At 56.1% G+C, this 24,487-nt stretch carries 14 protein-coding genes, 6 tRNA genes and 3 rRNA genes; 1 reads left to right on the top strand and 22 read right to left on the bottom strand.

All coding sequences use genetic code 11. The annotated features are described in order from the left end of the window. Positions 1-61: 61 nt before the first annotated feature. From rpsL to CH92_RS03070, 22 genes are all read right to left on the bottom strand, one after another. Positions 62-433 (bottom strand): 30S ribosomal protein S12, encoded by a 372-nt coding sequence (gene rpsL / locus CH92_RS03175; RefSeq protein ID WP_025240342.1) that lies wholly within the window; start codon positions 431-433, stop codon positions 62-64. A 140-nt stretch (positions 434-573) separates the two neighbouring features. Continuing rightward, positions 574-4,773 carry a DNA-directed RNA polymerase subunit beta' gene (gene rpoC, locus CH92_RS03170; RefSeq protein WP_025240341.1) on the bottom strand — a complete coding sequence of 1,400 codons (4,200 nt, stop codon included), beginning with the start codon at positions 4,771-4,773 and terminating at the stop codon, positions 574-576. A 65-nt stretch (positions 4,774-4,838) separates the two neighbouring features. Beyond that, the gene (gene rpoB, locus CH92_RS03165) at positions 4,839-8,909 is read right to left on the bottom strand and encodes a DNA-directed RNA polymerase subunit beta (protein ID WP_025240340.1); all 4,071 of its coding nucleotides are present in this window, start codon (positions 8,907-8,909) and stop codon (positions 4,839-4,841) included. Between the two features lie 221 nt (positions 8,910-9,130). Then, on the bottom strand, positions 9,131-9,499 hold the full coding sequence (rplL, locus tag CH92_RS03160) for a 50S ribosomal protein L7/L12 (RefSeq protein WP_025240339.1): 369 nt from the start codon (positions 9,497-9,499) through the stop codon (positions 9,131-9,133). A gap of 73 nt (positions 9,500-9,572) precedes the next feature. Continuing rightward, a complete protein-coding gene (gene rplJ / locus CH92_RS03155) occupies positions 9,573-10,073 on the bottom strand; it encodes a 50S ribosomal protein L10 (protein WP_025240338.1) in 501 nt (166 codons plus the stop codon). A 208-nt stretch (positions 10,074-10,281) separates the two neighbouring features. After that, positions 10,282-10,977: a 50S ribosomal protein L1 gene (gene rplA, locus CH92_RS03150; RefSeq protein ID WP_025240337.1), complete on the bottom strand. Its 696-nt coding sequence runs from the start codon at positions 10,975-10,977 to the stop codon at positions 10,282-10,284. Beyond that, positions 10,977-11,408 (bottom strand): 50S ribosomal protein L11, encoded by a 432-nt coding sequence (gene rplK / locus CH92_RS03145; protein WP_025240336.1) that lies wholly within the window; start codon positions 11,406-11,408, stop codon positions 10,977-10,979. Before rplK ends, rplA begins: the two co-directional genes overlap by 1 nt. Before the next feature lie 112 nt (positions 11,409-11,520). Next, complete coding sequence (gene nusG / locus CH92_RS03140) at positions 11,521-12,054, bottom strand: transcription termination/antitermination protein NusG (protein WP_019342058.1); 534 nt, start codon at positions 12,052-12,054, stop codon at positions 11,521-11,523. Between the two features lie 9 nt (positions 12,055-12,063). Beyond that, positions 12,064-12,432, bottom strand: a complete 369-nt coding sequence (secE, locus tag CH92_RS03135; RefSeq protein WP_025240335.1) for a preprotein translocase subunit SecE — start codon at positions 12,430-12,432, stop codon at positions 12,064-12,066. A 44-nt stretch (positions 12,433-12,476) separates the two neighbouring features. Further along, positions 12,477-12,552 (bottom strand) — tRNA-Trp (locus tag CH92_RS03130). 52 nt (positions 12,553-12,604) lie between these two features. Continuing rightward, positions 12,605-13,798 carry an elongation factor Tu gene (tuf, locus tag CH92_RS03125; RefSeq protein WP_025240334.1) on the bottom strand — a complete coding sequence of 398 codons (1,194 nt, stop codon included), beginning with the start codon at positions 13,796-13,798 and terminating at the stop codon, positions 12,605-12,607. An 84-nt stretch (positions 13,799-13,882) separates the two neighbouring features. Next, positions 13,883-13,958, bottom strand: a tRNA-Thr gene (locus CH92_RS03120). Between the two features lie 28 nt (positions 13,959-13,986). Then, a tRNA-Gly gene (locus CH92_RS03115) sits at positions 13,987-14,060 on the bottom strand. 25 nt (positions 14,061-14,085) lie between these two features. Next, positions 14,086-14,170: transfer RNA gene (locus CH92_RS03110), tRNA-Tyr, on the bottom strand. Positions 14,171-14,303: 133 nt separating this feature from the next. Next, positions 14,304-14,966, bottom strand: a complete 663-nt coding sequence (locus tag CH92_RS03105; RefSeq protein ID WP_025240333.1) for an SPOR domain-containing protein — start codon at positions 14,964-14,966, stop codon at positions 14,304-14,306. 10 nt (positions 14,967-14,976) lie between these two features. After that, positions 14,977-15,717 (bottom strand): type III pantothenate kinase, encoded by a 741-nt coding sequence (locus tag CH92_RS03100; RefSeq protein WP_025240332.1) that lies wholly within the window; start codon positions 15,715-15,717, stop codon positions 14,977-14,979. Beyond that, a complete protein-coding gene (birA, locus tag CH92_RS03095; protein WP_025240331.1) occupies positions 15,707-16,672 on the bottom strand; it encodes a bifunctional biotin--[acetyl-CoA-carboxylase] ligase/biotin operon repressor BirA in 966 nt (321 codons plus the stop codon). The genes CH92_RS03100 and birA overlap by 11 nt, the downstream gene beginning before the upstream one ends. Before the next feature lie 117 nt (positions 16,673-16,789). Next, positions 16,790-16,905, bottom strand: a 5S ribosomal RNA gene (gene rrf, locus CH92_RS03090). A 155-nt stretch (positions 16,906-17,060) separates the two neighbouring features. Continuing rightward, positions 17,061-19,951: ribosomal RNA gene (locus CH92_RS03085) — 23S ribosomal RNA — on the bottom strand. A gap of 253 nt (positions 19,952-20,204) precedes the next feature. Beyond that, positions 20,205-20,280 (bottom strand) — tRNA-Ala (locus tag CH92_RS03080). 30 nt (positions 20,281-20,310) lie between these two features. Further along, positions 20,311-20,387, bottom strand: a tRNA-Ile gene (locus tag CH92_RS03075). A gap of 91 nt (positions 20,388-20,478) precedes the next feature. Further along, positions 20,479-22,015, bottom strand: a 16S ribosomal RNA gene (locus CH92_RS03070). The 16S, 23S and 5S rRNA genes sit together here with 2 tRNA genes alongside, the layout of an rRNA operon. 898 nt (positions 22,016-22,913) lie before the next feature. Here CH92_RS03070 and tssA point away from each other — a divergent pair. Continuing rightward, the gene (gene tssA / locus CH92_RS03065; protein WP_025240330.1) at positions 22,914-24,476 is read left to right on the top strand and encodes a type VI secretion system protein TssA; all 1,563 of its coding nucleotides are present in this window, start codon (positions 22,914-22,916) and stop codon (positions 24,474-24,476) included. Positions 24,477-24,487 lie beyond the last annotated feature (11 nt).

Genomic DNA, 24,487 nt, shown 5'->3' with positions numbered 1-24,487 from the left:
CGATAACAACGAGGTTACGCCCGACCTTACTCTTATCGACTCAAATAAATAAAAATACTGATTACTTCGGACGCTTGGTGCCGTACTTGGAACGGCCCTGCTTACGATCCTTGACACCGGAGGTATCCAGCGAACCGCGCACGGTGTGATAGCGCACACCCGGAAGGTCTTTTACACGACCGCCACGGATCAGCACGACACTGTGCTCCTGCAGGTTGTGACCTTCACCACCGATGTAGGAGGCGACTTCAAAACCGTTGGTCAGGCGAACACGACATACTTTACGCAGTGCAGAGTTCGGTTTCTTTGGCGTGGTGGTGTACACACGAGTGCACACGCCACGGCGTTGCGGGCAGTTCTGCAGCGCAGGGACGTCGCTTTTCTCGACGACGCGCTTGCGCGGCTGGCGTACCAGCTGGTTGATCGTTGCCATCTACTAGCTCCACTGTTGTCTTTCGACACAAACGAAAAATGGCAGGGCGCAAAGCCCCGCCAAATTAGGGGTACAAGAGTCTAAAGAGCTTCTTGCACACCGTCAAGGTGCGCCCCGGCATGAACCGGGGCTGCCTCCAATCAGTTGCCGCTGGAATTCAGCGCCTCCGTCAACGCCGCTTCGACCTCATCGGCACTCACACGAACCGGTTTTTCGGCATCACGCTTGCGCTTGCGCTCGCTGTGATACTGCAGACCGGTACCGGCCGGAATCAGACGACCGACCACGACGTTTTCCTTCAGGCCGCGCAGGTAGTCGCGCTTGCCGGTAACCGCCGCCTCGGTAAGGACGCGAGTAGTTTCCTGGAACGACGCCGCCGAAATGAACGACTCGGTGGACAACGAGGCCTTGGTGATACCCAGCAGCACACGCACGTACTTGGAGCCGAACTTGTCGTCCAGGGACAGGCGCTCATTCTCTTCCAGCACCTGGGTCAGCTCCATCTGGTCGCCCTTGATGAAGCTGGAATCACCCGACTCGGCCACTTCTACCTTGCGCAGCATCTGCCGCAGGATGGTCTCGATGTGCTTGTCGTTGATCTTCACGCCCTGCAGGCGGTAGACGTCCTGGATCTCGTTGACGATGTACTTGGCCAGCGCACTGACGCCCAGCAGGCGAAGAATGTCGTGCGGGTTGCTCGGCCCGTCGGAGATCACTTCGCCCTTGTTTACCTGTTCGCCTTCGAAGACGTTGAGGTGGCGCCACTTCGGAATCAGCTCCTCGTAAGGATCGGTTCCATCGGTAGGCGTGATGACCAGACGGCGCTTGCCCTTGGTTTCCTTGCCGAAGGAGATCGTTCCGCTGATTTCCGCCAGGATCGACGGCTCTTTCGGACGACGCGCCTCGAACAAGTCGGCAACGCGCGGCAGACCACCGGTGATGTCGCGGGTCTTGGACGTTTCCTGCGGGATACGCGCGATAACGTCACCGACGTTGATCTCGGCACCATCGGCCACGCCAACCAGCGCGTTCGCCGGCAGGAAGTACTGGGCAGGCACGTCGGTACCCGGCAACAGCAGTTCCTTACCGTTGGTATCGACCATCTTAATCGCCGGACGAATGTCCTTGCCGGACGCCGGACGATCTTTCGGATCCATCACCTCGATGTTGGTCAGACCGGTGAGCTCATCGGTCTGACGCTTGATGGTGATGTTCTCCTCCATGCCCGCGAAGGTCACGACACCCTTCATCTCGGTCACGATCGGGTGCGTGTGCGGATCCCATTTCGCAACGACGGTGCCGGCATCGACCTTGTCGCCTTCCTTGATCGAAATCACCGCACCGTACGGCAGCTTGTAGCGCTCGCGCTCGCGGCCGTAATCGTCCGCCACTGCCAGTTCACCGGAACGCGAAACCGCGACCAGGGCCCCATCGGCACGCTCGACGTACTTGAGATTATGTAGGCGAATGGTACCGCCGTTCTTGACCATTACGTTGTCGACAGCCGAAGTCCGGCTGGCCGCACCACCGATGTGGAACGTACGCATGGTCAGCTGTGTGCCCGGCTCACCGATGGACTGTGCGGCGATAACACCGACGGCCTCACCTATGTTCACCTGGTGACCACGGGCCAGATCGCGACCGTAGCATTTGGCACAGATGCCATAGCGGGTTTCGCAGCTGATCGGCGAACGCACGATCACTTCGTCGATGCTGTTCAGCTCGATGAAGTCGACCCACTGCTCATCGATCAACGTACCGGCCGGAACCAGCACGTCGTCGCTGCCAGGCTTGAGAACGTCACGCGCAATCACACGGCCCAATACACGCTCACCCAACGGCTCGACCACGTCGCCGCCTTCGATGTGCGGCGTCATGTGCAGGCCCTGCTCGGTGCCACAATCGATCTCGGTCACCACCAGATCCTGCGCCACGTCGACCAAGCGACGGGTTAGGTAACCGGAGTTCGCGGTCTTCAGGGCGGTATCCGCAAGACCCTTACGAGCACCGTGAGTGGAGATGAAGTACTGCAGTACGTTCAGTCCCTCGCGGAAGTTCGCAGTAATCGGCGTCTCGATGATCGAGCCGTCCGGCTTGGCCATCAGGCCACGCATACCGGCCAGCTGGCGAATCTGGGCAGCGGAACCCCGCGCCCCGGAGTCAGCCATCATGTACATCGAGTTGAACGAGTCCTGCTCGGCTTCGTTCCCGTCACGGTCGATGACCTTCTCTTTCGAGAGGTTGGCCATCATCGCCTTGGAAACTTCGTCGTTTGCCTTCGACCAGAGGTCGATCACCTTGTTGTACTTCTCGCCCTGGGTCACCAGGCCGGAGGCGTACTGCGACTCGATTTCCTTCACTTCCTCGGTCGCGGCGTCGATGATCCGCGCCTTCTCGTCCGGGATGACGAAGTCGTTCACACCGATCGAGACACCGGAGATGGTCGAATAGGCGAAACCGGTGTACATCAACTGGTCCGCAAAGATGACGGTATCCTTCAGGCCAACGGTGCGATAGCACAAGTTGATCAGCTTGGAGATCGCCTTCTTCTTCATCGGCTGGTTGACTACGTCAAACGGCAGACCTGCCGGAACCACCTGGAATAGCAGCGCGCGACCGACAGTGGTGTCGACGATGCGGGTATTCTTGGTGATCGAGCCGTCGCGATCCTTGATGGTCTCGTTGATGCGCACCTTGACGCGGGCATGCAGCGACGCTTCGCCGGCGCGGAATACGCGGTCGACTTCCTGCAGGTCAGCGAACACACGACCCTCGCCCCTGGCATTGATCGCTTCGCGAGTCATGTAGTACAGACCCAGGACCACGTCCTGCGACGGCACGATGATCGGCTCGCCGTTGGCCGGCGACAGGATGTTGTTGGTCGACATCATCAGCGCGCGCGCTTCGAGCTGAGCTTCCAGCGTCAGCGGCACGTGAACGGCCATCTGATCACCGTCGAAGTCAGCGTTGTACGCGGCGCAGACCAACGGGTGAAGCTGAATCGCCTTGCCTTCGATCAGGACCGGCTCGAACGCCTGGATACCCAGACGGTGCAGTGTCGGCGCCCGGTTGAGCAACACGGGATGTTCGCGGATGACTTCGGCCAAGACGTCCCAGACCTCCGGCAGCTCGCGCTCGACCATCTTCTTGGCGGCCTTGATGGTGGTCGCCATACCACGCATTTCCAGCTTGCCAAAAATGAACGGCTTAAACAGCTCGAGGGCCATCTTCTTCGGCAGACCGCACTGATGCAGGCGCAGGGTCGGGCCGACGGTAATGACCGAACGACCGGAGTAGTCAACACGCTTGCCGAGCAGGTTCTGACGGAAACGACCCTGCTTGCCCTTGATCATGTCGGCCAAAGACTTGAGAGGACGCTTGTTCGAGCCAGTGATGGCGCGACCACGACGACCGTTGTCGAGCAGCGCGTCAACGGCCTCCTGCAGCATGCGCTTTTCGTTGCGCACGATGATGTCCGGCGCCGACAGATCGAGCAGGCGCTTGAGACGGTTGTTACGGTTTATCACCCGGCGATACAGATCGTTGAGATCCGATGTCGCGAAGCGGCCACCATCGAGCGGGACCAACGGACGCAGATCCGGCGGCAACACCGGCAGAACGGTCAGTACCATCCATTCCGGTAGGTTGCCCGAACCATGGAAAGCTTCCATCAGCTTCAGGCGCTTGGACAGCTTCTTGATCTTGGTTTCCGAGTTGGTCTGCGGAATCTCTTCACGCAGGCGACCAATCTCGTGCTCAAGGTCGATTTCGTGCAGCAGCTCGCGCACGGCCTCGGCACCCATGCGAGCGTCGAAATCGTCACCGAACTCTTCCAGTGCTTCGAAGTACTGCTCGTCATTGAGCAGCTGACCCTTCTCGAGCGTGGTCATGCCCGGATCGATCACCACGTAGCTCTCGAAGTAGAGCACGCGCTCGATATCACGCAGGGTCATGTCCAGGAGCAGGCCGATACGGCTCGGCAGCGACTTCAAGAACCAAATGTGGGCAACCGGCGAAGCCAGTTCGATATGCGCCATGCGCTCGCGGCGAACCTTGGCCAGCGCAACCTCGACGCCACATTTCTCACAGATCACGCCCCGATGCTTGAGGCGCTTGTACTTGCCGCACAGGCACTCGTAATCCTTGACCGGGCCAAAGATCTTGGCGCAGAACAGGCCATCACGCTCGGGCTTGAACGTACGATAGTTGATGGTCTCTGGCTTTTTAACCTCGCCAAAGGACCAGGAACGGATCATCTCGGGCGAAGCCAATGCAATCTTGATGGCATCGAACTCTTCGATTTGACCCTGGTTTTTCAACAGATTCAGCAAGTCTTTCAAGGCCTTTCCTCCTCACGGACCGGCGACGACCGGCTGATGCCGGGCGCCGCTTAGGCGGTGCGTGGTTATTCGGTTTCCAGATCGATGTCGATACCGAGCGAGCGGATCTCTTTGATCAACACGTTGAAGGATTCCGGCATGCCGGGCTCCATACGGTGATCGCCGTCCACGATGTTCTTGTACATCTTGGTCCGCCCGTTCACGTCGTCCGACTTGACCGTGAGCATTTCCTGCAGGGTGTAGGCGGCACCGTACGCCTCCAGGGCCCAGACCTCCATCTCCCCGAAACGCTGACCACCGAACTGCGCCTTACCACCCAGCGGCTGCTGGGTGACCAGACTGTAGGAACCGGTGGAACGCGCGTGCATCTTGTCATCAACCAGGTGGTTGAGCTTGAGCATGTACATGTAGCCGACCGTGGTCGTACGCTCGAACTTGTTCCCCGTCCGGCCATCGAACAACTGCATCTGGCCGCTCTCTGGCAAATCCGCCAGCTTAAGCATGGCCTTGATTTCGCGCTCCTTGGCACCGTCGAAGACCGGGGTAGCCATCGGCACCCCACCACGCAGATTCTTGGCCAGATCCAGCACTTCCTGATCGCTGAACTCATCCAGGTTTTCCTGGCGCCCACCGATCTCGTTATAGATTTCGGTCAGGAACTTGCGCAGCTCTGCAACCTTACGCTGCTCATCGAGCATACGATTGATCTTCTCGCCCAGCCCTTTGGCCGCAAGGCCAAGGTGAGTTTCGAGGATCTGACCGACGTTCATACGCGACGGCACACCGAGCGGGTTGAGAACGATGTCCACCGGGGTCCCGTTAGCATCGTGTGGCATGTCTTCAACCGGCATGATCACGGAGACCACACCTTTGTTACCGTGGCGGCCGGCCATCTTGTCGCCCGGCTGAATGCGACGCTTGATCGCCAGGTAGACTTTGACAATCTTCAGCACGCCAGGCGCCAGGTCATCGCCCTGCTGCAGCTTGCGCTTCTTGTCCTCGAACTTGTCGTCGAGCAGCTGACGGCGGTCAAAAATATAGGCTTGGGCCTTCTCCAACTGCTCGTTCAGAGCATCTTCGGCCATGCGCAGCTTGAACCACTGACCGTGCTCGAGCCCATCAAGAACCTCGTCTGTAATGACGGTCCCTTTCTTTAGGCCGGCGCCGCCTTCGGCGGACGCGCCAACCAGCGCGGAGCGCAGACGCTCAAACGTCGCACCTTCAACGATACGGAACTCTTCATTGAGATCCTTGCGAATCTCGTCGAGCTGCATCTTTTCGATCGCCAGAGCACGAGAGTCTCGCTCAACGCCATCACGGATGAAGACCTGCACGTCAATGACCGTGCCCTTGGTGCCGGTCGGCACGCGCAGGGAGGTATCCTTAACATCGGATGCCTTCTCACCGAAGATCGCACGCAGTAGCTTTTCTTCCGGGGTCAGCTGGGTTTCGCCCTTCGGCGTGACCTTACCTACCAGAATGTCGCCCGCGCCCACTTCAGCACCCACATAGACGATGCCCGCTTCGTCCAGCTTATTCAGCGCAGCCTCACCCACGTTAGGGATGTCCGCAGTGATTTCTTCTGGGCCGAGCTTGGTATCACGGGATACGCAGGTCAGCTCCTGAATGTGAATCGTGGTGAAACGATCTTCTTGGACCACACGCTCCGACAGGAGGATGGAGTCTTCGAAGTTGTAGCCGTTCCACGGCATGAACGCGACACGCATGTTCTGCCCGAGGGCCAGCTCACCCATATCAGTGGACGGACCGTCTGCCATGATGTCACCACGCTCGACCACGTCACCCTTACTCACCAGCGGACGCTGGTTGATGCAGGTGTTCTGGTTGGAACGGGTGTACTTGGTCAGGTTGTAGATGTCGACGCCCGCTTCACCAGTTTCGACTTCCGCATCATGTACACGCACGACCACACGGCTGGCGTCGACCGAATCGATTACACCACCACGACGAGCAACGACGCAGACACCCGAATCGCGCGCCACGTTGCGCTCCATCCCGGTACCCACCAATGGCTTGTCCGAGCGCAACGTCGGTACGGCCTGACGCTGCATGTTCGAACCCATCAGCGCGCGGTTGGCGTCGTCGTGCTCGAGGAACGGGATCAACGAAGCGGCAACGGAAACAACCTGCTTCGGCGACACGTCCATCAGTGTCACGTCTTCCGGTGCTTTGACCGTGAATTCGTTCTGATGGCGAACGGCAACCAGCTCGTCGACCAGCTTGCGGTCATCCAGCTTGGCACTCGCCTGGGCAATCACGTGGTCGGCTTCTTCGATAGCCGACAGGAATACGATCTCGTCGGTAACCTCGCCTTCCTTGACCACGCGATACGGGCTTTCCAGGAAGCCGTATTGATTGGTGCGCGCGTAGGCGGCCAGCGAGTTGATCAGACCGATGTTTGGACCTTCCGGCGTCTCGATCGGGCAGACACGACCGTAATGGGTCGGATGTACGTCGCGGACCTCGAAGCCCGCACGCTCACGGGTCAGACCGCCCGGGCCGAGCGCGGAGACACGACGCTTGTGGGTGATCTCGGAGAGCGGGTTGTTCTGGTCCATGAACAGCGACAGCTGGCTGGAGCCAAAGAACTCCTTCACCGCTGCGGCAACCGGCTTGGCGTTGATCAAGTCCTGCGGCATCAGGCCTTCGCTTTCGGCCATCGACAGGCGTTCCTTGACCGCTCGCTCGACACGTACCAGGCCTACACGGAACTGGTTCTCGGCCATTTCACCAACGCAACGTACGCGACGGTTGCCCAGGTGATCGATGTCATCGACTACGCCCTTGCCGTTACGGATATCGACCAGTGTCTTCAGCACCGCGACGATATCCTCACGGCTGAGCACGCCGGAACCTTCGATCTCTGTACGACCGATACGGCGGTTGAATTTCATCCGCCCCACGGCTGACAGATCGTAGCGCTCGGAGGCGAAGAACAGATTGTTGAACAGCGTTTCGGCGGCGTCCTTGGTTGGCGGCTCGCCAGGACGCATCATGCGATAGATTTCGACCAACGCCTCGAGCTGATTGGTCGTCGAATCGATCTTCAGCGTGTCCGAAATGAACGGACCGCAATCGATGTCGTTGGTATACAACGTCTCGAAACGCACCACCTGACCCTTGACCAGCTTGGCCAGGACTTCAACGGTGAGTTCGGTGTTGCACTCGGCAATGATCTCGCCGGTGGCAGGATGCACGATGGCCTTGGCAGTGGTACGCCCAAGCACGTAGTCCATCGGCATATCTAGCGCTTTGATGCCGGACTTGTCGAGCTGGTTGATATGACGTGCAGTAATGCGACGGCCTTGCTCGACGATGACTTTACCGTTTTCATCCTTGATATCGAACGATGCGATTTCGCCGCGCAGACGCTGCGGAACAAGCTCAAGGCTCAACGCTTCACCTTTAACGTGGAACACGTTGGTGTCGTAGAACGCATCGAGGATTTCTTCAGTGCTGTAGTTCAGCGCGCGCAGCAGCACCGAGGCCGGCAGCTTGCGGCGACGGTCGATACGCACGAAGACGGCATCCTTCGGATCGAACTCGAAGTCCAGCCAGGAGCCGCGGTACGGGATGATGCGAGCGGAATACAGCAGTTTGCCCGAGCTATGGGTCTTGCCGCGATCGTGATCGAAGAAGACACCTGGCGAGCGGTGCAGCTGAGACACGATAACGCGCTCGGTACCGTTGATGATGAAGGTACCGTTCTCGGTCATCAGGGGGATCTCCCCCATGTAGACTTCTTGCTCTTTGATGTCCTTGATCGCCTTGCTCGACGATTCCTTATCGAAAATGATCAGGCGGACTTTTACCCGCAGCGGTACCGCGAAGGTTACGCCGCGCAGAACGCATTCCTTGACATCAAAAGCCGGGTCGCCCAGGCGATAGCCAACGTATTCCAGCGCTGCATTGCCGGAATAGCTGATTATCGGAAAAACGGATTTGAAGGCTGCATGCAAGCCAATATCGCGGAACTGATCTTTGGTCGCTCCCGCCTGCAGGAATTCGCGATACGAATCCAGCTGGATGGCCAAAAGATACGGCACGTCCATCACGTGCGGTAACTTGCTAAAGTCCTTGCGGATTCGTTTTTTCTCAGTGTATGAGTAAGCCATCAGCGTTCCCCAGCTTGGTCACCTGCTTGTTTGGCTTCTCCCGACGGGAGCAGCCAGAAAATCTTGCGAATCCCTTGATTCGCACCGCCCATCGGAGCGGTCTTTCCCGTTCCAGCCACGCGATAAACATCGTGCGGCTATAACGGAAAAAGGCCGGTGGCAAAAGCCACCAGCCATCAGCCTTACGCGAGTCGCTTCGGCTGTAGACGCAAGGTCGGCGCTTACTTGAGCTCGACTTTGGCGCCAGCCTCTTCCAAGGACTTCTTGGCAGCTTCGGCTTCGTCTTTCGACACACCTTCTTTGACGATGCCAGGGGCGCCGTCAACAACAGCCTTGGCCTCTTTGAGTCCCAGACCAGTCAGCTCGCGAACCGCCTTGATCACGTTGACTTTCTTTTCGCCAGCTTCAAGCAGCATGACGTTGAATTCGGTCTGTTCTTCAGCAGCGGCAGCAGCCGGGCCAGCCGCAGCAACGGTAGCGGCAGCAGCAGTAACACCGAACTTCTCTTCCATTGCCTTGATCAGTTCTACAACCTGCATCACGGACATTTCGGAAACGGCGTTGATGATGTCTTCGTTGGTCAGAGCCATGACTCTAGTTCCTGTATATAGATGACGACCTACGGCCGTCTAATTCAAAAGAGATTCGAAAGTTGCTGTGCGCTTAGGCTGCTGCAGCTTCTTTCTGGTCACGAACGGCCGCCAAAGTACGAGCCAGCTTGCTGGTAGCGCCTTGAATCACGCTCATCAGCTGCGAAATAGCTTCGTCATAGGTCGGCAGGGTTGCCAAAGCGTCGATCTGGTTGGCTGCGATGAACTGACCCTCGAACGCAGCAGCCTTGATCTCGAACTTGTCCTGACCCTTGGCGAACTCTTTGAAAATACGGGCAGCAGCGCCCGGATGTTCATTGGAGAAAGCAATAAGGGTCGGGCCTTTGAACACGTCGTTGAGCACGTCGTACGGAGTGCCTTCAACGGCGCGACGCAGCAGAGTATTACGTACGACACGCACGTAGACACCTGCTTCGCGGGCCTCTTTACGGAGTCCGGTCATGGCTCCCACGGTCACGCCACGGGCATCAGCCACGACAGCGGACAGGGCAGCTTTGGCAGCCTCGTTGACTTCAGCGACGATGGCTTTCTTGTCTTCGAGTTTGATTGCCACGGGTTTTTACTCCTGGATGTTACCGGTTCGCCCAGCCGAAGCCGGACGGGTTTTGGTGTCTGATTCGGTACGAATCGGGAGCACCTCTGCGTAGGCCTGAAGAAGCGAACTCCAACGGTTTAAGGCTTGCGCCGCCTACGGTCTTGGATAGCCCCCGCCAGGCAGGGACCCCAATTTTGCGCCGCCCCGGCAGCCGGAGCGGCTCGTGTTACGCGTCGAGCGTAGCCTGATCGATGATCAGTCCTGGACCCATGGTGGTGCTCAGGGTTACACGCTTGACATAGATACCTTTGGAAGTGGACGGCTTCAGGCGCTTGAGGTCAGACAGCAGCGCTTCGACGTTCTGCTTCAGCTGACCAGCTTCGAAACCGACCTTGCCCACGGAACTGTGAATGATGCCGTTTTTGTCAGTACGGAAACGAACCTGACCGGCCTTGGCGTTCTTGACCGCGGTCGCAACGTCTGGCGTCACGGTGCCCACTTTCGGGTTTGGCATCAGGCCGCGAGGACCAAGAATCTGGCCCAGCTGACCAACTACGCGCATCGCATCCGGGGAAGCGATAACCACGTCATAGTTCAGATCGCCGCCCTTCATTTCGGCAGCCAGTTCATCCATACCAACGCGATCGGCGCCTGCAGCCAGAGCCGCCTCGGCAGCCGGGCCCTGCGTGAACACAGCAACACGGACGGTCTTGCCGGTGCCGTTCGGTAGAACGGTAGCGCCGCGCACGACCTGGTCGGATTTACGCGGATCCACGCCCAGGTTAATGGCGATATCGAACGATTCGGTGAACTTCACCGCCGACAGCTGAGCCAGCAGGGTTGCGGCGTCTTCGAACGAGTACTGCTTGCCAGCTTCGATTTTCTCGGCGAAAGCCTTCTGGCGCTTGGTCAATTTAGCCATTACACACCCTCCACATTCAGGCCCATGCTGCGAGCGGAGCCGGCGATGGTGCGCACGGCCGCATCAAGATCAGCGGCGGTAAGATCAGCGTTCTTGGTCTTCGCGATCTCTTCCAGCTGAGCACGAGTAACGGTGCCGACCTTCTGGGTGTTCGGACGAGCAGAACCACTAGTGATGCCCGCAGCTTTCTTCAGCAGAACAGCAGCTGGCGTGCTCTTGGTCTCGAAGGTGAAGCTTCGATCGCTATAAACGGTGATAATCACCGGCGTCGGCAGACCCGCTTCCTGGCCTTGAGTACGGGCATTGAATGCCTTGCAGAATTCCATGATATTGACGCCGTGCTGGCCCAGTGCGGGACCTACAGGCGGCGACGGGTTGGCCTGACCGGCCTTTACCTGAAGCTTGATATAAGCTTGAATCTTTTTAGCCATAACTACTCCGTTCTGGGTGCTAGCGCCTCGCGGCTCCCCTACTTACTTGAATATCCCAGTGACGACAAAACCCCGCAGCCAGCAGCTGCGGGGTGTGGGATGCTTTCTTCAGCTAGACCTTCTCGACCTGACTGAACTCCAACTCTACCGGCGTTGAACGACCAAATATAAGGACAGCCACCTGAATGCGGCTCTTCTCGTAATTGACCTCTTCAACCACGCCATTGAAATCAGCAAAAGGACCATCCGCCACTCGGACAACCTCGCCCGGCTCAAACAGAGTCTTTGGCTTCGGCTTGTCGCTACCATCCGCAACACGCCGCAAAATTGCCTCGGCCTCCTTATCGGTGATCGGAGCCGGCTTATCAGCAGTACCACCGATAAAACCCATCACACGAGGCGTATCTTTCACCAAGTGCCAGGCACCTTCAGCCATATCCATCTGGACAAGTACGTAACCCGGGAAGAACTTGCGCTCACTCTTGCGCTTCTGCCCATTACGCATCTCGACCACTTCTTCAGTGGGAACGAGGATCTCGCCGAAATGATCTTCCATCCCAGCAAGCTTGATACGCTCAATTAGCGAGCGCATGACGTGCTTCTCGTAACCCGAGTAAGCATGAACCACATACCAGCGCTTAGCCACGAGACACCCTTAACCTACAACCATGGAAACCAGCCAACCGAGCAGGGAATCAAGCCCCCACAACAGCAGCGCCATAACAAGCACAACAGCCACAACTATCAGCGTGGTCTGAGTGGTTTCTTGACGAGTCGGCCAAACGACCTTGCGAATCTCGACCCGCGCCTCTTTCAACAAAACAAAAAAGGAGCGGCCTTTTGACGTCTGCAGCGCCACAAAAGCAGCAACCACAGCGAAAGCGAGTAACGCGAGAACTCTATACAGAATCGGCTCTGCGGAGTAATACTGATTACCAACCACCGCCACAACCACCAAAGCAGCCACAACAAACCACTTCACCAGATCGAAGCGCGTGTCTTTGGCTTCTGCTTTGATATTCATCTGCTAGAGAACCCTGTAAAAACTGCCAAATTCGATATTGAAGTTGGCAGGCCAGGAGGGAATCGAACCCCCAACCTGCGGTTTTGGAGACCGCCGCTCTGCCAATTGAGCTACTGGCCTAACAAGAGTCAGGCCGACTATTATGCCGGCCCGAATAGATCAGATCAATCGTTTATTCGATGATCTTGGCAACCACGCCGGCACCAACGGTACGGCCGCCTTCGCGAATCGCGAAGCGCAGACCGTCTTCCATGGCGATCGGAGCGATCAGGGTGACAACCATCTTGATGTTGTCGCCCGGCATTACCATTTCAACGCCTTCCGGCAGCTCACAGTTACCGGTCACGTCAGTAGTACGGAAGTAGAACTGTGGACGGTAGCCCTTGAAGAACGGCGTGTGACGACCGCCTTCTTCCTTGCTCAGTACGTAGACTTCGCCTTCGAACTTGGTGTGCGGCTTGATGGTGCCCGGCTTGGCCAGAACCTGGCCACGCTCGACGTCATCACGCTTGGTGCCGCGCAGCAGCACGCCAACGTTCTCGCCTGCACGACCTTCGTCGAGCAACTTACGGAACATTTCAACGCCGGTGCAGGTAGTCTTGGTCGTGGCACGGATACCGACGATCTCGATTTCTTCCTGAACCTTGACGATGCCGCGCTCGACACGACCGGTCACAACGGTACCGCGACCAGAGATCGAGAACACGTCTTCGATCGGCATCAGGAACGGCTTGTCGATGGCGCGCTCAGGCTCCGGAATGTAGCTATCCAGAGTCTCGACCAGCTTACGCACGGCCGATACGCCCATCTCGTTGTCGTCCTGGCCGTTGAGAGCCATCAGCGCGGAACCGATGATGATCGGCGTGTCGTCGCCCGGGAAGTCGTAGGTCGACAGCAGGTCACGCACTTCCATCTCAACCAGCTCAAGCAGCTCAGCGTCGTCCACCATGTCTGCCTTGTTCAGGAAGACTACGATGTAGGGAACGCCAACCTGACGGGACAGCAGGATGTGCTCACGGGTCTGCGGCATCGGGCCGTCAGCAGCAGAGCAAACCAGGATCGCGCCGTCCATCTGCGCAGCACCGGTGATCATGTTCTTTACATAGTCAGCGTGGCCCGGGCAGTCAACGTGTGCGTAGTGACGGATCGAGGAATCATATTCAACGTGAGACGTGTTGATGGTGATACCACGAGCCTTCTCTTCCGGCGCGTTGTCGATCTGCGAGAAGTCACGCGCAGAGCCGCCCCAAGTTTCAGCACAGACCTTGGTCAGCGCTGCGGTGAGCGTGGTTTTGCCATGGTCGACGTGACCAATGGTACCGACGTTCAGGTGCGGTTTGTTACGTTCGAATTTTTCTTTAGCCATCGAGACCGTCTCCCATCGTTGAATTGAGCTAGTCACGCCACCATTAAAACAAAGGCAGATATTCACATATCTGCCTTTGGGTTTTGGAGCTCATGAGCGGATTTGAACCGCTGACCTCACCCTTACCAAGGGTGTGCTCTACCAGCTGAGCTACATGAGCAAATCGTGTCGCGTAAACGCTTAAAACTTGGAGCGGGTAGCGGGAATCGAACCCGCATCATCAGCTTGGAAGGCTGAGGTTCTACCACTAAACTATACCCGCGATAGCCTAGGCCTACGCTAAAATCTGGTGGAGGGGGAAGGATTCGAACCTTCGAAGTCGATGACGTCAGATTTACAGTCTGATCCCTTTGGCCGCTCGGGAACCCCTCCAAAACGAGGCGGCATTTTCATTGCCAACCTCCTGACTGTCAAGCATTTTCTCATTAAAAACGTGAGGTTAGCTGACAGCGCTTAGCGGTATCCCCGAGGGCTATCCTGCTAAGCGGGCGCCATTCTATGTAAACTATTCCGAAGTTGCAATGCTTGAACACGGCATTTGTCGATGTTCGAGCTCAGGAAAGTCTCTCATGAGCGCAGCAAGCAGCGACCCGCTCAACAAGTGCTGCCGAGCGCCTACTACTCGCACCCAATAACGACGATGCGTCCTGGGTAACTCACGAATCAACGCCTTATAGTCAACGCCCTGCAGACGATTGACGACGCTTTCAGCAGAATCCTTACGTGAAAATATCCCGAGAGATATTCCATTAGACAGATCACCAACAGTGATTATGTAACTATCGATATTGCGAGATTGCAGTTCTCGCAGCTGGCGCAGCGATGCTTGCCGAGACACAAGCGGAGGCAGGAATACCCAGTAGTCGACGCCAGCAGCCTCATCGACAGGTGCGACCTCGGAATCGATGTCTAGGCTCAGCAAGCGCTGCTCAATTGCCAAGGCCGTCGACTCCTCATCAAAGCCTCCTAAAAACAGGCAAGCGTTAGCCGTATTTTGCACAGACTCGCGGCGCGCCAAAGGCTTCGTCTCGCTCAGCAGCTTGATGCCGGCCTCTCTTGATAGCGTACGCTGCCCTGCAGCCTCACTTACAACCGGCGGAGCTTGGTTTAGGTGATACAGGTAAAGCAGCAGATTTAGTATCACTAGCAGCATTAAAAGCCAACGCATCGATACCTCTTTAGGGACAGGCTATCGCCAGGCCTCTGAAAACTAAATCCGGCATATATCTTACCCCAGGGAGGTCTGCTGCTATTGCTGCATCGCCCCCGGTGACATAGACAGCAAAGTCGTTACCTAACTGTCTTCTGGCGGAGGAAATCTGACTGGAGAGATAACTACGCACCATGATCAAACAGCCTCGCTCCACGGCTTCGGCGGTACTCCTGCCTGGAGCGACGTCGCTCAACGCAAGCGCAGCTTCTGCCTCGTCGTATCGGATGCGGCGAGTGTGATCGACCAACTGCCCTCGCAGCAGGGCGATTCCAGGCGTTATGTAGCCGCCGAGGTGCACCCCGTCGTCAGCCACTAGATCTACGGTAATAGCCGTGCCTAGATCGATAATTAAACAGGCCGCCTTGCGCAAATCATAGGCAGCAAGGATAGCAAGCCAGCGATCCAACCCTAAACGTTGTTGGTTACGGTATCCATTAACAACCCCAGCAAAACGCTCGACTGGACGCGCTGTGGCTACGCTCACTTTCAGCGACTCAGAGAGCACGCCTACTATTGACGCAGTTTCGGTGTCGCTTCTAACACTAACCAGACGACAGCGTGTGATTTTCCCAATGTTCCTATCGAGCAAATCCTGAATAAGATCAATCGCCTGAGTCGCAATGCCTTCAGATGCCACCAAGCCATCGCCGGTAGAAATAACGCGCCATTTGACGAAGCTGTTACCGCAATCGAGCTCAAGAATCATGATCGAGCCTCAAGCTTAGTTCTCCTCCACTGAAGCGTTGCTCCCCCAGGCCATCAACCAAAAGCCGTAGAGCACCCTGCTCGTCTATGCCAACCATCAAGCCTTTAACCTGCTGGGTGCCGCTGCTTAAGGTGCAGCGCTTGCCCTGCCAGATATTATTTGCCTCCCATTCGCCACGCAGCGAGGAGAACCCTTCCCGCGCATGCATAGCCAAATAATGATGCAGTGACTCACTGACAAAATTCGCCAGCTCACTTCGGTCCGCCAAGACTCCCGTCTGAGCCCTTACTGACGTCCAAGGCTGACCTATGTCCAGACCACCCGAGATCATATTTACATTTATTCCAATGCCGATAATAACGTGACATACATCGGCTGGGTCGCCGGTTAATTCCAACAGGATGCCAGCTATTTTTTTGCCGCCAACGTAAAGATCGTTGGGCCACTTAAGCCCAGCGCCTGTAACTCCGGCTCGACGCAACGCACGGAGAACCGCCAAGCCTACCACCAAGCTCAAACCTGACAGCCCCCCAGACCCATTCACGATTTTCAGAGCTAAAGAATAGTAGAGGTTTTGCGCAGGCGGACTCGCCCATACCCGCCCCCTACGACCTCGCCCATTGGTTTGCCTCTCAGCCAACACAACGAAGGGCGCAACAACGTCTGATCGCAGCAACCTCAACGCTTCGGCATTAGTAGAATCCACCGTCTCGCGGAGACAAAGCTCCCAACGCAGGCGAGCCAATACAACAGAGCAATCCTCGTAGCTCAAGAGCGAGAGCGGCTCCGCTAGCCGATAACCTCTTCCCGGCACTTTGAATAGTTCAATATCGTACTCGCCTTCAAAACTCCGCAGATATTTCCACACAGCACTCCGGCTAACACCTAAAGCAGCACCCAGCTCTTCGCCGGAATGAAAGCGACCATCACTAAGTAGCCGTAATAAGGTATCCATAACTCCCTCAGACCAGCAGCCAGGCATGATAGCGACAGATCCAGAGCCCAGCGAGATTTCTCGCGCCCAAAGACAAACCCCCGGCCATCTTACGATGATCGGGGGTTTGGTGTAGAAGCTTGACGATGACCTACTCTCACATGGGGAGACCCCACACTACCATCGGCGATGCGTCGTTTCACTTCTGAGTTCGGGATGGGATCAGGTGGTTCCAACGCTCTATGGTCGTCAAGCAATTCGGTTGGGGAGTCGGTGTTGAGTCGCTTCCCCTAATTGGGTATGTGATGGTGCTTCGATGTGGCTTTCGCTTTGCGAGCGATGCGTCTTTTCGGTTTGTTTGTCGACTTCAACCGTCTGACACGCAAACATCAAATTGTTTGGGTGTTATATGGTCAAGCCTCACGGGCAATTAGTATGGGTTAGCTCAACGCCTCACAGCGCTTACACACCCCACCTATCAACGTCGTAGTCTTCGACGGCCCTTCAGGGAGCTCAAGGCTCCAGTGAGATCTCATCTTGAGGCAAGTTTCCCGCTTAGATGCTTTCAGCGGTTATCTCTTCCGAACATAGCTACCCGGCAATGCCACTGGCGTGACAACCGGAACACCAGAGGTTCGTCCACTCCGGTCCTCTCGTACTAGGAGCAGCCCCTCTCAAATCTCAAACGTCCACGGCAGATAGGGACCGAACTGTCTCACGACGTTCTAAACCCAGCTCGCGTACCACTTTAAATGGCGAACAGCCATACCCTTGGGACCGGCTTCAGCCCCAGGATGTGATGAGCCGACATCGAGGTGCCAAACACCGCCGTCGATATGAACTCTTGGGCGGTATCAGCCTGTTATCCCCGGAGTACCTTTTATCCGTTGAGCGATGGCCCTTCCATACAGAACCACCGGATCACTAAGACCTACTTTCGTACCTGCTCGACGTGTCTGTCTCGCAGTCAAGCGCGCTTTTGCCTTTATACTCTACGACCGATTTCCGACCGGTCTGAGCGCACCTTCGTACTCCTCCGTTACTCTTTAGGAGGAGACCGCCCCAGTCAAACTACCCACCATACACTGTCCTCGATCCGGATAACGGACCAGAGTTAGAACCTCAAAGTTGCCAGGGTGGTATTTCAAGGTTGGCTCCACGCGAACTGGCGTCCACGCTTCAAAGCCTCCCACCTATCCTACACAAGCAAATTCAAAGTCCAGTGCAAAGCTATAGTAAAGGTTCACGGGGTCTTTCCGTCTAGCCGCGGATACACTGCATCTTCACAGCGATTTCAATTTCACTGAGTCTCGGGTGGAGACAGCGCCGCCATCGTTACGCCATTCGTGCAGGTCGGAACTTACCCGACAAGGAATTTCGCTACCTTAGGACCGTTATAGTTACGGCCGCCGTTTACCGGGGCTTCGATCAAGAGCTTCGCTTGCGCTAACCCCATCAATTAACCTTCCGGCACCGGGCAGGCGTCACACCCTATACGTCCACTTTCGTGTTTGCAGAGTGCTGTGTTTTTAATAAACAGTCGCAGCGGCCTGGTATCTTCGACCGGCATGAGCTTACGGGGTAAACCCTTCACCCTCACCGGCGCACCTTCTCCCGAAGTTACGGTGCCATTTTGCCTAGTTCCTTCACCCGAGTTCTCTCAAGCGCCTTGGTATTCTCTACCCAACCACCTGTGTCGGTTTGGGGTACGGTTCCTAGTTACCTGAAGCTTAGAGGCTTTTCCTGGAAGCATGGCATCAACCACTTCTCCTTCTAAAAGAAGGATCGTCATCAGTTCTCGGCATTAAGATCCCGGATTTACCTAAGATCTCTGCCTACCACCTTAAACTTGGACAACCAACGCCAAGCTGGCCTAGCCTTCTCCGTCCCCCCATCGCAGTAACTAGAAGTACGGGAATATTAACCCGTTTCCCATCGACTACGCTCTTCAGCCTCGCCTTAGGGACCGACTCACCCTGCGTCGATTAACGTTGCGCAGGAACCCTTGGTCTTTCGGCGTGCGAGTTTTTCACTCGCATTGTCGTTACTCATGTCAGCATTCGCACTTCTGATACCTCCAGCAAGCTTCTCAACTCACCTTCACAGGCTTACAGAACGCTCCTCTACCGCTCAACTTACGTTGAACCCGTAGCTTCGGTACCTGGTTTGAGCCCCGTTACATCTTCCGCGCAGGCCGACTCGACTAGTGAGCTATTACGCTTTCTTTAAAGGGTGGCTGCTTCTAAGCCAACCTCCTAGCTGTCTGAGCCTTCCCACATCGTTTCCCACTTAACCAGGATTTTGGGACCTTAGCTGACGGTCTGGGTTGTTTCCCTTTTCACGACGGACGTTAGCACCCGCCGTGTGTCTCCCGTGCTGACACTTGCTGGTATTCGGAGTTTGCATCGGTTTGGTAAGTCGGGATGACCCCCTAGCCGAAACAGTGCTCTACCCCCAGCAGTGATACACGAGGCGCTACCTAAATAGCTTTCGAGGAGAACCAGCTATCTCCGAGCTTGATTAGCCTTTCACTCCGATCCACAGGTCATCCGCTAACTTTTCAACGGTAGTCGGTTCGGTCCTCCAGTTAGTGTTACCCAACCTTCAACCTGCCCATGGATAGATCGCCCGGTTTCGGGTCTATTCCCAGCGACTAGACGCCCTATTAAGACTCGCTTTCGCTACGCCTCCCCTATTCGGTTAAGCTCGCCACTGAAAATAAGTCGCTGACCCATTATACAAAAGGTACGCAGTCACCTAACAAAGTAGGCTCCCACTGCTTGTACGCATACGGTTTCAGGATCTATTTCACTCCCCTCTCCGGGGTTCTTTTCGCCTTTCCCTCACGGTACTAGTTCACTATCGGTCAGTCAGTAGTATTTAGCCTTGGAGGATGGTCCCCCCATATTCAGACAAAGTTTCTCGTGCTCCGTCCTACTCGATTTCACTTCTAAGACCTTTTCGCGTACAGGGCTATCACCCACTATGGCCGCACTTTCCAGAGCGTTCCGCTAAAATCAAAGAAGCTTAAGGGCTAGTCCCCGTTCGCTCGCCACTACTAAGGGAATCTCGGTTGATTTCTTTTCCTCAGGGTACTTAGATGTTTCAGTTCCCCTGGTTCGCCTCACACACCTATGTATTCAGTGTGTGATAACCATCTTATGATGGCTGGGTTCCCCCATTCAGACATCTCCGGATCACAGTCTGTTTGCCGACTCCCCGAAGCTTTTCGCAGGCTACCACGTCTTTCATCGCCTCTGACTGCCAAGGCATCCACCGTATGCGCTTCTTCACTTGACCATATAACCCCAAGCAATCTGGTTACTGTCTAATAACGTGAAGACGACATTCGCCGAAAATCCGCATTTCACTCTTTCGAGCAACTCGCAAATTTTACCTTGACTTGAATAACTACCAGTGAAAGTAATTACCCAAATCTACTTCTATCACATACCCAAATTTTTAAAGAACAGTTACTGGCGCAAAGACCAGAAATCAATACGCTCCATCCGGAACGGATTCATTTCTGTGCTTTCAGCGATTATCGAGTTAATGGTGGAGCCAAGCGGGATCGAACCGCTGACCTCCTGCGTGCAAAGCAGGCGCTCTCCCAGCTGAGCTATGGCCCCATCTACAGATCGGCCACATCCCATGACAATTGGTGGGTCTGGGCAGATTCGAACTGCCGACCTCACCCTTATCAGGGGTGCGCTCTAACCAACTGAGCTACAGACCCAATCGTCTCTCTCGGGTCGAAACCCAATCGCTTTTCGCTAGTGAATCAAGCAATTCGTGTGGGAACTTATGAAGAAGCTGAAGTCTTCGATTAAGGAGGTGATCCAGCCGCAGGTTCCCCTACGGCTACCTTGTTACGACTTCACCCCAGTCATGAATCACTCCGTGGTAACCGTCCTCCCGAAGGTTAGACTAGCTACTTCTGGAGCAACCCACTCCCATGGTGTGACGGGCGGTGTGTACAAGGCCCGGGAACGTATTCACCGTGACATTCTGATTCACGATTACTAGCGATTCCGACTTCACGCAGTCGAGTTGCAGACTGCGATCCGGACTACGATCGGTTTTATGGGATTAGCTCCACCTCGCGGCTTGGCAACCCTTTGTACCGACCATTGTAGCACGTGTGTAGCCCAGGCCGTAAGGGCCATGATGACTTGACGTCATCCCCACCTTCCTCCGGTTTGTCACCGGCAGTCTCCTTAGAGTGCCCACCATAACGTGCTGGTAACTAAGGACAAGGGTTGCGCTCGTTACGGGACTTAACCCAACATCTCACGACACGAGCTGACGACAGCCATGCAGCACCTGTGTCAGAGTTCCCGAAGGCACCCATCCATCTCTGGAAAGTTCTCTGCATGTCAAGGCCTGGTAAGGTTCTTCGCGTTGCTTCGAATTAAACCACATGCTCCACCGCTTGTGCGGGCCCCCGTCAATTCATTTGAGTTTTAACCTTGCGGCCGTACTCCCCAGGCGGTCGACTTAATGCGTTAGCTGCGCCACTAAGATCTCAAGGATCCCAACGGCTAGTCGACATCGTTTACGGCGTGGACTACCAGGGTATCTAATCCTGTTTGCTCCCCACGCTTTCGCACCTCAGTGTCAGTATTAGCCCAGGTGGTCGCCTTCGCCACTGGTGTTCCTTCCTATATCTACGCATTTCACCGCTACACAGGAAATTCCACCACCCTCTGCCATACTCTAGCTTGCCAGTTTTGGATGCAGTTCCCAGGTTGAGCCCGGGGCTTTCACATCCAACTTAACAAACCACCTACGCGCGCTTTACGCCCAGTAATTCCGATTAACGCTTGCACCCTTCGTATTACCGCGGCTGCTGGCACGAAGTTAGCCGGTGCTTATTCTGTCGGTAACGTCAAAACACTAACGTATTAGGTTAATGCCCTTCCTCCCAACTTAAAGTGCTTTACAATCCGAAGACCTTCTTCACACACGCGGCATGGCTGGATCAGGCTTTCGCCCATTGTCCAATATTCCCCACTGCTGCCTCCCGTAGGAGTCTGGACCGTGTCTCAGTTCCAGTGTGACTGATCATCCTCTCAGACCAGTTACGGATCGTCGCCTTGGTGAGCCATTACCTCACCAACTAGCTAATCCGACCTAGGCTCATCTGATAGCGCAAGGCCCGAAGGTCCCCTGCTTTCTCCCGTAGGACGTATGCGGTATTAGCGTTCCTTTCGAAACGTTGTCCCCCACTACCAGGCAGATTCCTAGGCATTACTCACCCGTCCGCCGCTGAATCAGGAAGCAAGCTCCCTTCATCCGCTCGACTTGCATGTGTTAGGCCTGCCGCCAGCGTTCAATCTGAGCCATGATCAAACTCTTCAGTTCAATACTGCTTGGGTTTTGAGAAAACCCTAAACTTGGCTCAGCAATCGCAATCTCTTCTCCTAAAAGAAGAGCACTCAATGATTTCTCGTTGAGTATTTGTGATGCTGATAATCTTGCTGACCACCAGTCTTACCTCACAAGCACCCACACGAATTGCTTGATTCAGTTGTTAAAGAGCGTTTCGATCAAGCCTTTCGTCTCAACCGAGGCCGCGCATTCTACAGCAGCCTTTTGTCTCGTCAAGCTGTTTTTGAAGAAGTTTTTCTTTCTTCTCAACCGCTTGCGCTTCCGATCAACCTAGCGTCTCTCGTCAGCGGGAGGCGAATCATACAGCGTCCAACACCGCTGTCAACCACCCCTTTCACCGCTTCCGATCAACCCGATCGAAGCTGCCAACAGGCCTCAACCACCACCCTGTCAGCCCGGCGCATTCTACTCGAATTTGCCGTCCGTGCAAGCCTTTTATTTAGCTAACTTCTTGATTTACAAGAGATTTTGCCAACAGCCTGCGCCGGAGAAGGTGCGCATTATAGGCACTCAGAATCTCACGTCAACGGTTGCTTCACGTTTCTTGGGAAGTTACTGCGCCTCTATATAGTGAAGACGCAGCCCACGCGGTAAACGCCAATCCTAGGCATACGAGAGCCAGACCAGAAATCGAGACCTAAGTTCACTGAGAGCTCGGCCAAGAAGCCAACTACTGCTCAGTTTGGATACCCATCCTGCCCCATCCGCCGTCGCAACGCCCCAGTTGTAAACTACTTCACAGTCGGCCTGCGCCTTGCTGCTTAGCATTCGCCCCTCGTTGGACGTGCCGGTATTGCACGCCGCAAGTCGTTGCGCATGAAGCGCCCCTGCCGCAGCAATGCATAAGAGCAGGTTTGAGTTGAGTCAGGGAATGACATTTTCTAGCAAGCTAGCCGCTCAAACTCTAGCGGCAGCAAAAGCTCCAATTACCGCGACCAGCTTCGCAGGCGATGATGTTCGCTACGTTGCCGAGTACGAACTCCTGGAGCATGAGTTAGGCAAGGCGGCTTCGGTGCACGCCGCCGGTACCGTTGACTGGGAAGCCGTGCGTGAGGGTAGCGAAAACCTGCTAAGCACCCAGACGAAGGATTTGCGAATCGCTGCCTGGTTGACCTGGAGTCTGTATCAACGCGATTCGTTCCTTGGCCTGCACGCCGGCCTCGCCATGATCGGCTTCCTCTGCCGTAATCACTGGAAAGAGATTCATCCACGCAAGGATCGCACTCGTGCAGCTGCGGTCAGCTGGTTGATCCCGCGCATGGAGCAGGTGTTGGCTGACCATGTGCCGATGGGGGAGCAGCTACCTCTGTTCGAGCAGATTACGCTCGAACTGCGCGGCCTCGAAAGTTGCCTAGCAACATACCTGGGGACACAAGCTCCGCTTCTTTTACCTCTATGCCGTCGACTGGAGGACATGGTCAAGCGAGCTGGCGCCGCCCATCCACAGCCCGGTGCCGTCGGCGCGGCCATTGCCCAAGTCAAGCAGGCAGCAGCGCAAGTGTTCACCGCCACCACACCGGTTGAGCACGAAAAGGACGCACAAAAGAGCTTGCGTAGCTTGCAGGATCAGGGCCGCCCTTTATGCAACTGGTGGCTTAAGCAGAAAGCCACCGATCTCAAGCCGTTGCGCTTGGCCCGTACGCTACTGTGGCTATCGATCGAGAGCCTACCGGAACGCAACGCCGAGCAGATCAGCGCCCTGCGCGGCGTTCCGGCAGATAAGCTTGCCAGCTATCGGGAGCGCTTCGCACAGGGTCTTTATGCCGACCTGTTAGCAGACCTGGAAGCCAGCATCGCGCGCGCTCCTTTCTGGCTCGATGGCCAGCGCCTGGCCTGGGAGTGCCTGAACGAACTCGACGCCAAACAGGCGATGCGCGAGGTCGAAATCCAGCTCGCACTGTTCCTGCAGCGCATGCCGGGCCTCGAGGAGTTGCGTTTCCATGATGGGACCCCTTTCGCCGACGCTGAAACCCGCGCATGGATCAGCGCCAGGGTGATTCCACACCTACAACCGGCACAGCCGCCAAGCGAATCGGCCAGCAACCTGAGCGGCGCCACGCCCGCCTGGGAAGAAGCGCTTCAGGAAGTCCTGCCACATCTGCGCAAAGACGGCCTTAAAAGCGCCGTGCAAAAGCTCAAGCTCGGCCTGAACCAGGCTCGGGGTGGGCGTGAGCGCTTCTTCTGGCAATTGACCTTGGCCCGGCTGTGCTTCCAGGCCAAGAAGTACGACTTGGCCAAGACCCAGCTCGAATCCCTCGATCAGACGCTGCAGGCCAACGGCCTCTGCGACTGGGAACCCGATCTCGCCCTCGAAGTGCTGCGTCTGTTGCATAGCTGCTGTGAGCTGCTACCGCAAAACCACGCCGTGCGTGAAAGCAAGGACGAGATTTACCGCAGGCTGTGCCACCTCGATCTTGAAGTGGTACTCGATTAGGCCCCCGGGCC

It is taken from the genome of Stutzerimonas stutzeri (assembly GCF_000590475.1).
Classification (GTDB): Bacteria; Pseudomonadota; Gammaproteobacteria; order Pseudomonadales; family Pseudomonadaceae; genus Stutzerimonas; species Stutzerimonas stutzeri_D.
This window is presented reverse-complemented; position numbering and strand designations above follow the sequence as displayed.